Source organism: Candidatus Cryosericum septentrionale (genome assembly GCF_003570995.1).
In the GTDB taxonomy this organism is placed as follows: Bacteria; Caldisericota; Caldisericia; order Cryosericales; family Cryosericaceae; genus Cryosericum; species Cryosericum septentrionale.
Window position 1 is genome coordinate 1 of record NZ_QXIY01000051.1, and the last position, 12,015, is coordinate 12,015.

12 protein-coding genes and 1 pseudogene are annotated in these 12,015 nt (G+C 60.0%); 6 read left to right on the top strand and 7 right to left on the bottom strand.

Features of this window, described 5'->3' with window-relative positions:
- The 3 genes from SMC1_RS09985 to SMC1_RS09995 all read right to left on the bottom strand — a co-directional run.
- Positions 1-407: 23S rRNA (pseudouridine(1915)-N(3))-methyltransferase RlmH (locus tag SMC1_RS09985; protein WP_119086620.1), on the bottom strand; the 407-nt coding region annotated here is incomplete at its 3' end.
- Positions 408-571: 164 nt separating this feature from the next.
- A complete protein-coding gene (locus SMC1_RS09990; RefSeq protein WP_119086621.1) occupies positions 572-2,062 on the bottom strand; it encodes a sensor domain-containing diguanylate cyclase in 1,491 nt (496 codons plus the stop codon).
- A 59-nt stretch (positions 2,063-2,121) separates the two neighbouring features.
- Positions 2,122-2,751, bottom strand: a complete 630-nt coding sequence (locus tag SMC1_RS09995) for a class II aldolase/adducin family protein (RefSeq protein ID WP_119086622.1) — start codon at positions 2,749-2,751, stop codon at positions 2,122-2,124.
- 121 nt (positions 2,752-2,872) lie between these two features.
- On the opposite strand from SMC1_RS09995, the gene SMC1_RS10000 reads away from it, so the two are divergent.
- The 5 genes from SMC1_RS10000 to SMC1_RS10020 all read left to right on the top strand — a co-directional run bounded on the left by SMC1_RS10000 (position 2,873) and on the right by SMC1_RS10020 (position 7,312).
- Positions 2,873-3,790 carry an isoaspartyl peptidase/L-asparaginase family protein gene (locus tag SMC1_RS10000; protein ID WP_119086623.1) on the top strand — a complete coding sequence of 306 codons (918 nt, stop codon included), beginning with the start codon at positions 2,873-2,875 and terminating at the stop codon, positions 3,788-3,790.
- A gap of 157 nt (positions 3,791-3,947) precedes the next feature.
- The gene (locus SMC1_RS10005) at positions 3,948-5,135 is read left to right on the top strand and encodes a M20 metallopeptidase family protein (RefSeq protein ID WP_165849439.1); all 1,188 of its coding nucleotides are present in this window, start codon (positions 3,948-3,950) and stop codon (positions 5,133-5,135) included.
- A complete protein-coding gene (locus SMC1_RS10010; protein ID WP_119086625.1) occupies positions 5,132-5,674 on the top strand; it encodes a biotin transporter BioY in 543 nt (180 codons plus the stop codon). The genes SMC1_RS10005 and SMC1_RS10010 overlap by 4 nt, the downstream gene beginning before the upstream one ends.
- Complete coding sequence (locus SMC1_RS10015) at positions 5,667-6,827, top strand: MGDG synthase family glycosyltransferase (protein WP_165849440.1); 1,161 nt, start codon at positions 5,667-5,669, stop codon at positions 6,825-6,827. Before SMC1_RS10010 ends, SMC1_RS10015 begins: the two co-directional genes overlap by 8 nt.
- A complete protein-coding gene (locus SMC1_RS10020; protein ID WP_126855220.1) occupies positions 6,824-7,312 on the top strand; it encodes an NUDIX hydrolase in 489 nt (162 codons plus the stop codon). Before SMC1_RS10015 ends, SMC1_RS10020 begins: the two co-directional genes overlap by 4 nt.
- A gap of 8 nt (positions 7,313-7,320) precedes the next feature.
- Here SMC1_RS10020 and SMC1_RS10025 read toward each other — a convergent pair whose 3' ends face one another.
- Together SMC1_RS10025 and SMC1_RS10030 are read right to left on the bottom strand one after the other, a co-directional pair.
- A complete protein-coding gene (locus tag SMC1_RS10025; protein WP_119086628.1) occupies positions 7,321-7,899 on the bottom strand; it encodes a nitroreductase family protein in 579 nt (192 codons plus the stop codon).
- A gap of 31 nt (positions 7,900-7,930) precedes the next feature.
- The gene (locus SMC1_RS10030) at positions 7,931-9,289 is read right to left on the bottom strand and encodes a C1 family peptidase (protein ID WP_119086629.1); all 1,359 of its coding nucleotides are present in this window, start codon (positions 9,287-9,289) and stop codon (positions 7,931-7,933) included.
- A 101-nt stretch (positions 9,290-9,390) separates the two neighbouring features.
- Between SMC1_RS10030 and SMC1_RS10035 the strand changes: the two genes are divergently transcribed.
- Positions 9,391-10,182 carry an endonuclease/exonuclease/phosphatase family protein gene (locus SMC1_RS10035; protein ID WP_126855221.1) on the top strand — a complete coding sequence of 264 codons (792 nt, stop codon included), beginning with the start codon at positions 9,391-9,393 and terminating at the stop codon, positions 10,180-10,182.
- 126 nt (positions 10,183-10,308) lie between these two features.
- Here SMC1_RS10035 and namA read toward each other — a convergent pair whose 3' ends face one another.
- Positions 10,309-11,328, bottom strand: a complete 1,020-nt coding sequence (namA, locus tag SMC1_RS10040; RefSeq protein ID WP_119086631.1) for an NADPH dehydrogenase NamA — start codon at positions 11,326-11,328, stop codon at positions 10,309-10,311.
- Positions 11,329-11,493: 165 nt separating this feature from the next.
- Positions 11,494-12,015: pseudogene (locus SMC1_RS10790) on the bottom strand (hypothetical protein); the annotation flags it as partial.

Below are 12,015 nucleotides of genomic sequence, written 5' to 3' on the forward strand. Positions count from 1 at the left end.
AGGAGGATCACCCGTGCCAGCTCGTGCGGCAGGGTCAGCTTCCCGAACGAAAGGATGCTCGTGCCGGGAGAGAGGGGGCGGACCCCGACATTCTGTTCGATATACGTCTGCAGAGTGGGGTTGAACCCCTCTGCGCCGCCAATGAAGAATGACAGCTTCCGCGTCCCCATGTTCATGAGGTCCTGCAGGCGCTCGGACAGCTCGTGCGACGCGATCTCCTGACCGCGGGGGTCGAGCAGGACACGTGCGCCTTCTTCGAACCGTGCATAGTTGGCAAGCTGCCTCGAGGCGACGTCGATGACGCTCAGCTCGCAGTAGTGCTCCAGGCGACGACAGTACTCATCCTGTGCCATCTTGTTGTAGGACTTCTTGAGACCGCCACCCTGGGCGCATATCATAATCTTCATGCGGTCAGTATAGCGATTGCAGCCCCCCGGACAAGAACCAGAGCTGCATCACGCGACCCCTGTGTCCTGTCCGCGAAGGCGCGTACCCAATACTGCTGCCAGGATGGATTCCCGCATGCGAGGAAATGACAGGCAGGACGACGGGTCAGAACAGCGGAGACGTTCTAGTGGCTGGTGACGTGCCCCTTGCCAAGCCGTTTGGACTGGTACAATCGGTCGTCAGCCAGCTTGACGAGGTCCTCTGCGCAGGAATCGCTGACACAGCTGGCGATACCGGCCGAGAACGTCACGCGCCCCAGCGTCGTGATGAGCTCCGGGCATGCGAAATCGGCCAAGCGTTTCAGGAACAGCTCGGCCTGCTCACGCGTCGTCTCGGGCAACAGGAGCAGGAACTCGTCCCCACCATAGCGGAACACCGGGTCGGAGGAACGGGTAATCTTGCGAATGCAGCCCGCAAAGACCTGCAGCAGGCGGTCCCCCTCCTCATGGCCCAGATTGTCGTTGACGGCCTTGAAGTCGTCAAGGTCCACCATCACCAGGCTCATGTCCCGATGGTACCGCGCCGCCCGCTTCAGCTCCATGGGGACCATTTCATCCATCATGCGGCGGTTGAAGAACCCGGTAAGTCCGTCGTGGGTTGCCTGCTCGCGCAGCTGCTTTGTCTTCTGCTGGTTGTCGATGAGCAGGGCAAGCCCGGAGGCGAACGGCGTGAGCAGCCGGATGTCGGAGCGCGTGAACGCTGCAACCTTGGGCGACTCGAGGTCGAGCACGCCGACACAGTGTCCGCCGGAAAGCAGCGGCATCGCCAGCTCGGACCGTGCGGGCCACAGCCCTTCGACAAATTCGGCGCAACGCCTCGTGTCACGGACAAGAACCGGCTTTGACGACAGGAACGCGTGCACTGTGACACCCTTGTGACCATGCACATCCATTTCCAGGCCAACGCGCTCGATCTCACGCCCACGACTGGCCATGAGCACCAGCATCTCACGCTGCGGGTCATACAGCAAGACGACGGCATGTCCATACCCCAGGACACGACCGATGAGTTCAAGAACGTGATCAAGCCGGGCTTGCAGTTCCTGTTCGTTGGTTGCTTGCGCGCCAGTTACCGCCATCTCATAGAGGACGTTCATCTGCTGGTGGCGCACCGCCAGTTCACGCGCCTCCTCATAGCGCAGAATGAGGAGTGCGATGGTGCTCGCTACCGGTTCGATGGCAGTGACTACGTCAGGGGTGATGTGCTTCTCGATGGTCTGGACGTTGACGATGGCGATGACGCGTCCATGCAGGAGGATGGGGAAGCCGCCCCAGGAAGCGGTAGGAAGTACCGGCTCGCGCCAGTCGGCATACGAGCTAAGGTCGTCAATGATCACTGGTTTCTTCGTATGGACGATGTCTGCAAGATTCTTGGGCAGGCCTTCCTGGTTGAAGCTGCGTTCAGCGCTGCGAATGATGGAGGCGGCGATGTTCGCCCAAGCCTCGATGCGCAGCCGCCCCCGCGAATTGATCGTCATCAGAGTCACACTGCACGACGGCACGAGATGTGCAATCACCTCTACAGCCCGCTGTACCGCTTTCCGGTGCGAACGTTCCTGGAGGATGCTCTGCAATTCGTGCAGCTCGATGACACCAGTACCCTGTGCCACGCTCATATCAATAGCATCTTAGCCACCATCGGGGGATTTTCCAGCGCTCGACGCCCGCATGCCGATCAGCCCTCGCGCTTCAGCCCGAAGTTGTCGACGAAAAACTCCATCTCTGCGGGGGGAATGTGATGCACACCGCCGAGCACCAACGCGTACGCGACAGACATGCACGTCTGCTCGAGGAGCTCCATGCGGTTGTACGCCTCCTCCAGGCCCCTGCCCACGACGATGGCTCCATGGTTCGCCATCAACACTGCGTTGCGCTGAGCAAGTCCCTCGGCAACTTCGCAGGCCAGCTCAATCGTCGACGGCGTCATGTACGGCAGGCACGGAACGTTTCCCAGGACGATCGTGGCTTCGGGGAGAACGTCGTCCGGAATCTCCCGGTGAGCGAGCGCAAAGCCGACGGCGAACGGGGGATGAGCGTGGATGATGGCATTCACGTCTGGCCGGGCCTTGTAGATCTCGTAGTGCATCTTGCCTTCGGATGATGGGCTGCCGTTTCCTCGCAGTTTGTTGCCCTCCATGTCTACGACGACCACATCGTCTTCCGTCATGAACCCCTTGTTGATGCCGGCGGGCGTAATGGCGATCTCGTCCCCTAGCCGTATGCTCACGTTACCGCCCAGGGCGGCGTTCATGTTTCTGTCGTACAGCCTCTTGGCTATCTCGACCAGTTTTGTTGCTGTCTCCATCCATCCCTCCCCATGTCCTCCCGGACTGCGAGCTCTTGTGTCGCTTCTGAAGCCGTGTTGTCATTCATTGAGTATACCATATACTTGCAAGGCAGGTAATCATGTTCAGTGTGGAGGACCAATGTACTCGATCATCGTTCATGGCGGTGTCGGAGCAGTATCCCACGACAAGGAAGAGGCTGTCATTGCCGGAGTCCGGGGGGCTGTCAAAGCCGGAAGTGACGTTCTTGCGAGCAGTGGATCCTCGCTGGACGCTGTGGAGACTGCTATCAAGATCCTGGAGGACAATCCGCTGTTCAACTGTGGCACCGGCTCCGTACTGACATTCGACGGTGAGGTTGAGATGGACGCAGCCGTTGCCTATGGTCCTGCACTTGGATTCGGAGCCATCGCTGGCATCAAGAACATCCAACACCCCATCTCGCTGGCGCGTATGGTCATGGAGAAGACGGACCACGTACTCCTTCAGGGCAGCGGCGCTCAGGAGTTTGCCCGCATGATGGGCATCGCGCCCCACAATCCCATTACTGAGGAACGGCGCGTCCAGTGGCGAGAATACCGCGAGAAGTTCCTCCGTGGTGACGCGGGCGACTGGCCAAAGCTCAAGGCCCTCATGAAGGAACATCCGGAGTTCATGCACGGCACCGTCGGCGCCGTCGCCGTGGACGAAAAGGGCGAGGTAACCGCGGGGACGTCCACCGGCGGCGTCTTTCTCAAACTGCTGGGACGCGTCGGTGACACCCCACTGCCCGGCGCCGGAACCTATGCCACGAAGTTCGGCGGGGCCTCGTCGACCGGCCTGGGCGAGAGCATGATGCGTACACTCATCACCAAGACCGCATGCGATTTCATGCGCATGGGGCTCGACGCCCAAGGCGCCTCGTCGGGCGCAGTAAACATGCTCAGCAACATCCTGAGGACCGAGGCGGGGATCATCGTCGTCGACAATCAGGGCGGCGTCGGTTTTGCCCAGAACACACCGCAGATGGCCCACGCCTACTTCAAGAAGGGCATGTCCGAACCTGTCGCAGGGCTATAACCCTCACACATCCGGACCAAGAAAGGGGGAGCTCGCGCTCCCCTGTTTTCGTTCCAGAGCTGGATTCCCGCATACGCGGGAATGACGGACGAGAGAACTTGGCGGGCGGTGCTATCCCGCTACACTATGGATGTTGAACGCCCCAGGAGGAACGACCATGGAAACAGATGAGAACATGCTCGACATCGACACGTATGCCAGAGAAGCGGCGGAGCACCGTCACTATCTGCACGCCCACCCCGAACCTTCGTTCGAGAAACAGGGAACACAGCGGTACATCACCGACTGCTTGCACAACCTGGGTCTGAATCCCTCTCCCATAGCAGGAACCGGAGTCACGGCGACCATTGCCGGAACGCAGGGTCCTGCGAACGGCAAGGTCCTCCTGCTGCGCGCCGACATCGACGCCCTGCGGCTGACCGAGGAGACTGATCTACCATTTGCCTCACAGAACAAGGGCGTGATGCACGCCTGCGGCCATGACGGCCATACCGGGACATTGCTCGCCGTCGCGCACTGGCTGGTCGACCACCGGGACCAGTTCGGCGGGACGGTCAAACTGCTCTTTCAACCAGCAGAGGAAATCTCGCCCGGCGGCGCGCAACCATGCGTCAAGGAGGGGGTCCTCCAGAACCCGGACGTCACCTTTGCCTTCGGGATGCATCTGTGGAACACACTGGAATTTGGCAAGGTCGGTCTGCGCGCAGGGCCTCTCTTGGCGGAAGCCGACCGGTTCGAGCTGACGGTCACCGGCAAGGGCACACACGCCGCGGCGCCACACCTCGGCGCGGACCCAATCGTAGCCGCCGCCCAGATTGTCACCTCCCTCCAGACGATCGTCTCACGCGAGACCAATCCTCTCGAATCGCGTGTGGTGACCATCGGGACCATCGACGGCGGCTCTGCATTCAACATCATCCCCCAGAGCGTCCACATGACCGGCACCCTGCGCGCACTGTCGCGGGAAGACGCCGAACTCGGCGCCGCCAGTCTGCGCCGCATCGTCAGTCATACGGCCGAAGCTCTCGGCACGACTGCCGCAATCGACTATGAATTCGGGTATCCCCCCGTCATCAACAGCTGTGAATCCGTCGCGTTCCTGCGCCCCATCCTCCAGCAGGCAGTCGGCGAAGGCAACGTCGTCGAGCCTGAGATCAGCATGGGTGGAGAGGACTTTGCCTACTACCTCCAGCAGGTGCCCGGGGCGTTTGTCTTCCTCGGGACGAGAAACGTGGCAAAGGGTCTCACTGCCCCACACCACAATCCGAAGTTCACCTTCGACGAGGACATCTTCCCTATCGCGCTGTCGATATTCGTGGCCGTCGTGAGGCGATACCTTTCGTGAAACTCTCCACACGGCGTGTCGCGCAACTTGCCGTCATGGTGGCGCTACTGGTCATCGGCGCCTACGTCAGCATCCCCCTCCGGCCGGTCCCGATAACATTCCAGAGTGCATTTGTTGTGCTGACACCGCTCCTATTCGGCACTACCGCGTACATTGCCGTCCTAGCCTACCTGCTGCTTGGACTGGTCGGCCTGCCGGTCTTCGCAGAGGGAGCCTCCGGCCTGGTGGCCCTCTCGGGACCGACGGGCGGCTTCCTTGCCGGCTTCCTTCTCGCCTCCATCGTCGTCGGCGTCATTGCCGAGCATTGGCACTGGGACTCCCGGTGGCGTGACCTGGCCCTTGCAGAAGGATCGCTCGTCTTCATCTATGTCCCCGGCATCTTCTGGATGTGGCACGTTCTCCTGTTGCGAGGAGGCTCCGCCCAGGCGGCTCTCGTCGGCCTTATCCCGATCATGGCTCTCGACGTCGTCAAAATGGCCGTGGTCGCCGCCGTTGCGCGTCCCCTTCGTTCGGCCCTGGCTGAGGTGGACGGTGGCTGACTACAAGGTTCTGCTTGCATACGCCAGCGTGGGCGCCGGACATGAACAGGCGGCACGCGCGCTGGGAGAGGTCTTCGAGCAGCGGGGCTGGGCAACGCGATACGTCGACTTCCTCGACGAGGCCCCCGCGGCCATGCGCTTTGTCATGCGCGACGCCTATCTACAGCTTGTCAGGATCCTCCCCCTAGCCTACGATCTGGCCTTCCAGCACACCGTGGCCCAGGACCTCAAGGAGGCGGAGCGCGCGTCGAGGCTTCTCGCGAACGTCGGCTACAGGAGACTGCGGGAGCTGGCACTCATGGAGGCTCCCGACGCGATCGTCTCCACGAACCTCTGGCCGACACTGGCGCTCTCAAAAGTCAAACAGCACCGCCTGCAGGGGACGCCGCTGATCAACTGCTTTACCGACTACGTCCTGCAGACACTGTACATGACCAAGGGGGTCAACTGGCACGTCTCGGCAAACGAGCAAATCACGGCGACCTTCGAGGCCTCCCACCGGCGCCTCCGTGAGCCCATCTACTCCTTCGGCATTCCCGTCCGTCCGGCGTTCGCCGTCCACCGTGCGCGGGAGGAAGCCCGTACCATGCTGGGTATCCCACGGGATGCCCATCTGGCCATCGTCACGGGAGGCGGACTGGGCCTCGGGCACATCCTCGAGGCGTGTGACACGCTGACGTCCAGGCCCTTTGGAGAACCCGTCACCGTCATGGCTCTCTGCGGCAACAACACTGATGTCCTGAGTCAGATAGGCAGCTTCGCCATCACTCGTTCGTCCAGACACACCATCACGGCAGTCGGCTGGACTGACCAGATTTCCACGTATATGCAGGCAGCTGACCTGCTCGTCAGCAAGGCAGGAGGCGTCACACTTGCCGAGGCGGCAGCTGTCGGCGTCCCGCTCGTCATCTTCCAGCCCCTCCCCGGTCAGGAGACCGTGAACGCCCGGTTCCTGACACAGCACGAGGCAGCGTATACCGCAGAGGACGCCAAGCAACTTCTGCCTGCCGCTGATGAACTCATGTTCACAAGCAGGGGGGCAGAGATGTCCGGTAACCTCAGGCGCCTGGGGAGGCCCAACGCCACCCAGGACATCGTCGCAAGGATCTGTGAAGACGTGTGCCGCCCGGCATCGCCAAAGGACTCGTCATGACAGAACTGCTGCCGTCCTGGGCGCGGCTGCTGCCCAAACATTTCACCGCGTCGGGTTTTGTCCTGCGAGATAACCGCATCCTGCTGATCAATCACCGCAAACACCGTGTCTGGATTTACCCAGGCGGTCACGTGGAACCGAACGAAACGCCAGACGAAGCATGCCTCCGCGAGGTCCTCGAGGAAACAGGAGTGCATTGCCGCATCGTGAGTCCCCGGGACGAGACACTGGGCGAGCCTGGCGTCGTCGAGGTTCTGCACGTTCCATGGATGGTCCTGTGTGAGCGCATCCCGACCGACACGGAACCCGAGCACTGCCATATCGACTTCGCCTACGTCTGTGAACCCCTGCCCGGCGAGGGAGCACATCTCACCGAGGACACCCGGGAGACGGAAGGCATCGGATGGTTCACGCTCGAGGAAATGGGTTCGCTGAGCCTGTTCCCCGACTTCCGCCGTCAGGTCACCAAACTGCTCAGTCCGTAGCCCGTCTGCTAGAACCAGCGCACGACCTCGGACAGGGAGCGCCTCGGACGCGCGGCGGGCTGCTCGTCCGGATACCCGAGCGCCACCGCGGCGACCAGCTCGACAGATTCTCCCAGCCATGCTTCCAGTTGCTGATAGGCCGACCACACGTCACACATCCAGAGCGTTCCCAGACCCATGGACTGCGCGGCCAGCAGCATATTCTGGATCGCTGCCCCGATGGACTGCGTGTCTACTGCTTCCATCAACGTCTGCGCAAGCGAGCGCGACGCCCAGGGATGCACACCTTCCGGGTTGAAGACGAAGATCGTCACCGGAGCGCGTTCCATGACACGCGCCGTCATAATGGCCGAGCCGGTTTCCATCCCGCGGGCCTTGGTATCTGCGATGCCCTCGCGCATGACCCGGACCATCTGTGCGCGCTTCTCGTCGCCCGCCACCACGACGAACCGCCATGGCTGACGGTTCTTGCCCGACGGCGCGAGAATCGCCGCTGCGAGGACCGCGTTCACGGTCTCCTCGGCGACAGGACGGTCAGTGAACTTGCGGACGCTCCTCCGTGCGGCTATCGCTTCCAAGGTTTCCATGACTGGGGCCTCCCCGCCGCATTCCTGTGTGTCAACGAGCCACAGCCAGGGCGCCCATCGGGTCCCATGGCGGCAGAACCGTCGGCTCTTCACGCAGGACAGCAGCCAGACCCTCCGGAAGATAATCCCGGCTGACGGCGACCTCGTACACGTACTCGTCGAACCACGCGTCCGTCATAACCATGAATCCCTTGTCTCCGAGCTTGTCTCCCCACGAGTTCTCGACACGCCACTTGCGCGCGTGCCCATCGCCATCGAGGTCGATCCCCGTCAGCACCATAGCGTGGTTCATAGCACTCTGCCCATACAGGATGCGCTCGGCCTTGTCACTCATGAACCCCTCCCCGTAGACGAGGTCGTACTCGAAGATCGACGGGTCCAGAATGCCAAGGTCTCGCTCTTCGAACTTGCCCACGTCGCAGCCAAACCACACGGGCCGGCCGGCGACCAGCATGTCGATCGCAGCCTGCTTAAAGACCTCGATGGGCGTGTTCAGGTACCGGATGCCCTTCGCCTCGATGACATTGCCCAGATAGCCGATCGTGTACAGATGGTTCATGGGCTTGTCAGGCGTCGGGCAGTTGATGAGGCAGACCTTGTTCTCGAGGTCTACGCCGACGTACCGCCCGAAAAACTCCTGCGGCGTGATGGTACCGTCGCGGTGGAAGGCGCCCCCCTTGTCCCGCCACTGCCAGAAGAACTCGACGGGCGGTGTACCGAGATGGATGGCGAGCATGCGGAAGATCACACCCATCATCATCTCCTTGCGCGAGCGCAAGACATCCTCCTCGTCCCCTGTGGCAGCCATCCGCCTCAGGTCGGCGGCATACTCCCGCAGCTTTGCCGTGATGACGGCGTTCATGACCCCTGAGTTGCCACTGCTCTCCGTTTCGGGCATGACGGTCTTCGGGACGACGCCGTACTTGGCCACAAGGGCGCAGAACATGTCCCACTGGCCGCCGTCCTGCAGGGGATGATGCAGCAGGTGCATCAGCAGACGCCCATCGACGGGCTCGGACAGTGTGGAGAGGATACTCTCGAGGAAGTAGCTGGCCTTCTCCAGCTTGTCCCAGAACATGAGGTAGCTCTGCGACAGCTCGAACTTGTCGACATCAAGGCGCTGCATGACCTCGGTGCGGAACGTGTTGAGGCCAGAGAACAGCCAGCAGCGCCCACTCTTCTCCTGAGCCGTCGCCTCGTTGCTCGGCAGCATCACCGAGAACGTATGGTCCGTGCCGGTCGCCGCCTCGTGATTAAGGGCAACGGTATGCACGGACACCCGCGTCACCGCGTCCTGTGCCAGCCTGTTGACCGGGTCGCTCTCGAATGACATCCTGAACTGCTCGATCATCTCTTGCGTCATGACTGCCTGTGGATTGTGCTGGCTCATGGTTCTACCTCCCGTCGTGCGGGTTCTGCCACCCGTCTTCACGTTCAGACTACACCTCTCCCGCGTTTTTGCGAGAGCACCCGGCGTTGTATACTGCCCACATGAGACTGCGAATTGCAAGCTGGAACGTACGCGGCATGCCCCGGCCGGCTGATCAGCTCGGACTGCTAGCTGACCAGCACCCCAACATCCTGCTCCTGCAGGACGTGGGACCATCCGCCGTACGTGCCGTGGTGGACAGTCGCCTATGGGAACACACCACCGACACATGGTCGTTCCCTATCTCTTCCCAAGGTGTCGCCCGCCGGGGCGGGTGCTTAATAGCGGCCACGGGCGAATGGGTGCTCGGGTCAGCGTTGCCTGTCCCAGACCTCCTGCTCCCCAGTCGTTCGCTTGCCATCACTGCCACCCACACGGGATCCGCCCTGACGCTCCTCTCCTGCTACGCTCCCACCAATACGGGGCTGGGCAGAAAGCAGCGGCCCACTTATTTCGCCGCGCTGGCAGCCTGGCTGAGCGCTGTTTCCGCGCCCATCGTGATGGGCATGGACGCTAACGGGCCACGCGTGGACCACCCCGACATCGAGCAGAACCGCTGGTGGACACAAGAAGAGGCACTCGTCCTCGGATCAGGTGCGCCAACTGAAGACGTCCTGCGTCTGTGGTACGGAGACCATCCTGCAGAACTGAAACGCCAGGTACGGTACTACCCCAACGGACCCCTTGCCGACTCATACCACCGTGGACGGAAAGGCAAGTACCTGCGCTGTCGCTACGACAGCATCCACGTCTCGCCTGGCATTGGCGTGATAGATGTCCACTACTTGTACGAAGAGGCTGTCCGGGCCAGCAGCGATCACGCCCTGGTCATTGCAGACGTCGAGCTCAGGTAGACGGACTGACAGAGAAGACCCTCCCCTCGGCCGTCATTCCCCCCCGAGCATTTCTTTCCAATGCGAGGGGTGCTTTCGGCGAAGGCGGGAATCCAGTCCTCTATCCCCGTCCATGGCGCTCAACGGTCAGACGGTATGAGCTCTCTTGTAAGACTCCGGCACATATCCGGCGATTCCATGCTTTGTTGCTGCATTCATCGTCCAGTAAGGATTACGCAGAAGCTCACGTCCCATCGCCACCAGATCCGCCCTGCCGTTTTGAAGAATTTCTTCCACCATCTCATCATTTGTAATCAAACCCACGGCGATTGTCGGTTTGCCACATTCTCTTCGTATCTTTTCTGACAAGGGGACCTGATATCCGGGATAATCGTTGATCTCTATAGGGAGCAGGCCACCAGAGCTTACATGGACAAGATCAATCGAAGATTTGGCCATGTTTACTATCTGCACCATCATTTCGCCGTCGATCCCACCTTCCTGATAATCACGGGCAGAGACACGTATCCAAAGCGGCTTTTCTTCGGGCCAGACAGAGCGAACGGCTGCCAGTATCTCTTTGAGAAACCTGACCCGGTTCTCCAGACTGCCACCATACTCATCCGTGCGCCTGTTGGTAATCGGCGACAGAAACTCATGGACAAGGTAGCCATGCGCCGCATGGATCTCCAAAGCGTCGAATCCGGCGGTATTGGCCCGCCCAGCCGCCGCTTTGAAGGCTGCAACAATCTCACCGATCTGTGTTTTTGTCAGCTCTTCCGGCATACGATAATCGCTGTCAAAGCGGACAGCACTTGGGGCAAAAGGTTGCCGTGCGGAGGACGTGCTCTTTCTGCCGGCGTGGTTGATTTGAAGCGCAATTTTGGCGCCGTTTGCATGGCAGACATCCACAATCCGTTTCAGCCCGGGAATCTGCTCGTCATTCCAGATGCCAAGGTCGTGGTCCGTGATCCTGCCCACAGGGACTACACCGGTCGACTCCACAATGATCAACCCTACTCCTCCCAGAGCTCTGGAGGCATAGTGGCACAGATGAAACGACGATGGAAAACCGTCAGACGCCGCCTGATACATACACATCGGCGGCATAACGATTCTGTTCTTAAGAGTCATACCTTTGACTTTGTATTCTTCAAACAGTTTCATGATGGGCACCTCCAAATTGCTTTCAAACCCCTTGTACTATGAGCAGTCTACAGTATCTATCCAGTGGAATCAACACTAAAATAGTATATTTTTGCATGTTTTGTTTTATCCAAAGCAGCAGAAAAATAGTTCAGGATTTCTGGGGGCCCTTCTGGACACTATCCATCACGGTACTGACTGCCAGAACAGAGCTGTCATAAAACTGACGCCGCTTACTTTCAGTTGATTATCCTTATATTCATATGTTAAATTGAAGTCGCCCAAAAAGCCCGAAGGTGAAAGCTGTGCCGCAACTCTTACGATGACATTATTGCCTTGCATTGAATAATCAATAATGGAGCCGGTTGCCAGATTGGCAAACCAGCTTTTTTTCTCGGCAACCTTAGCTGTAATTTCTTTTTCAGGGAATACAAGGGCGTTTTGATTATCAATTGTAATTTGCACATCGTTTTCATCTATCTTTGATACGACCCGATTTTCCAGCGCGGCCAACGGACTTTGAACCGTAATTTCGGAAAAGTCCTCCGGATTTAAGACATGTATTTCCTCAACAAGCGCGCCGGTGCCCTCGCTTTCACACAAAATTACAATCAGCTCGTTCCGACCGTCGCCATCGACATCGGCATAGCTGAGCTCCGGCAGGAACGCGAGTTCACCGTATGTCTTCCACGGGAAACGCTTTGTTTT

Excerpts from the sequence above, each read along its gene's own strand:
- SMC1_RS09990 (WP_119086621.1), bottom strand. The coding sequence starts at position 2,062 with ATGAGCGTGGCACAGGGTACTGGTGTCATCGAGCTGCACGAATTGCAG.
- SMC1_RS09995 (WP_119086622.1), bottom strand. The coding sequence starts at position 2,751 with ATGGAGACAGCAACAAAACTGGTCGAGATAGCCAAGAGGCTGTACGAC.
- SMC1_RS10000 (WP_119086623.1), top strand. The coding sequence starts at position 2,873 with ATGTACTCGATCATCGTTCATGGCGGTGTCGGAGCAGTATCCCACGAC.
- SMC1_RS10005 (WP_165849439.1), top strand. The coding sequence starts at position 3,948 with ATGGAAACAGATGAGAACATGCTCGACATCGACACGTATGCCAGAGAA.
- SMC1_RS10020 (WP_126855220.1), top strand. The coding sequence starts at position 6,824 with ATGACAGAACTGCTGCCGTCCTGGGCGCGGCTGCTGCCCAAACATTTC.
- SMC1_RS10025 (WP_119086628.1), bottom strand. The coding sequence starts at position 7,899 with ATGGAAACCTTGGAAGCGATAGCCGCACGGAGGAGCGTCCGCAAGTTC.
- SMC1_RS10030 (WP_119086629.1), bottom strand. The coding sequence starts at position 9,289 with ATGAGCCAGCACAATCCACAGGCAGTCATGACGCAAGAGATGATCGAG.
- SMC1_RS10035 (WP_126855221.1), top strand. The coding sequence starts at position 9,391 with ATGAGACTGCGAATTGCAAGCTGGAACGTACGCGGCATGCCCCGGCCG.
- namA (WP_119086631.1), bottom strand. The coding sequence starts at position 11,328 with ATGAAACTGTTTGAAGAATACAAAGTCAAAGGTATGACTCTTAAGAAC.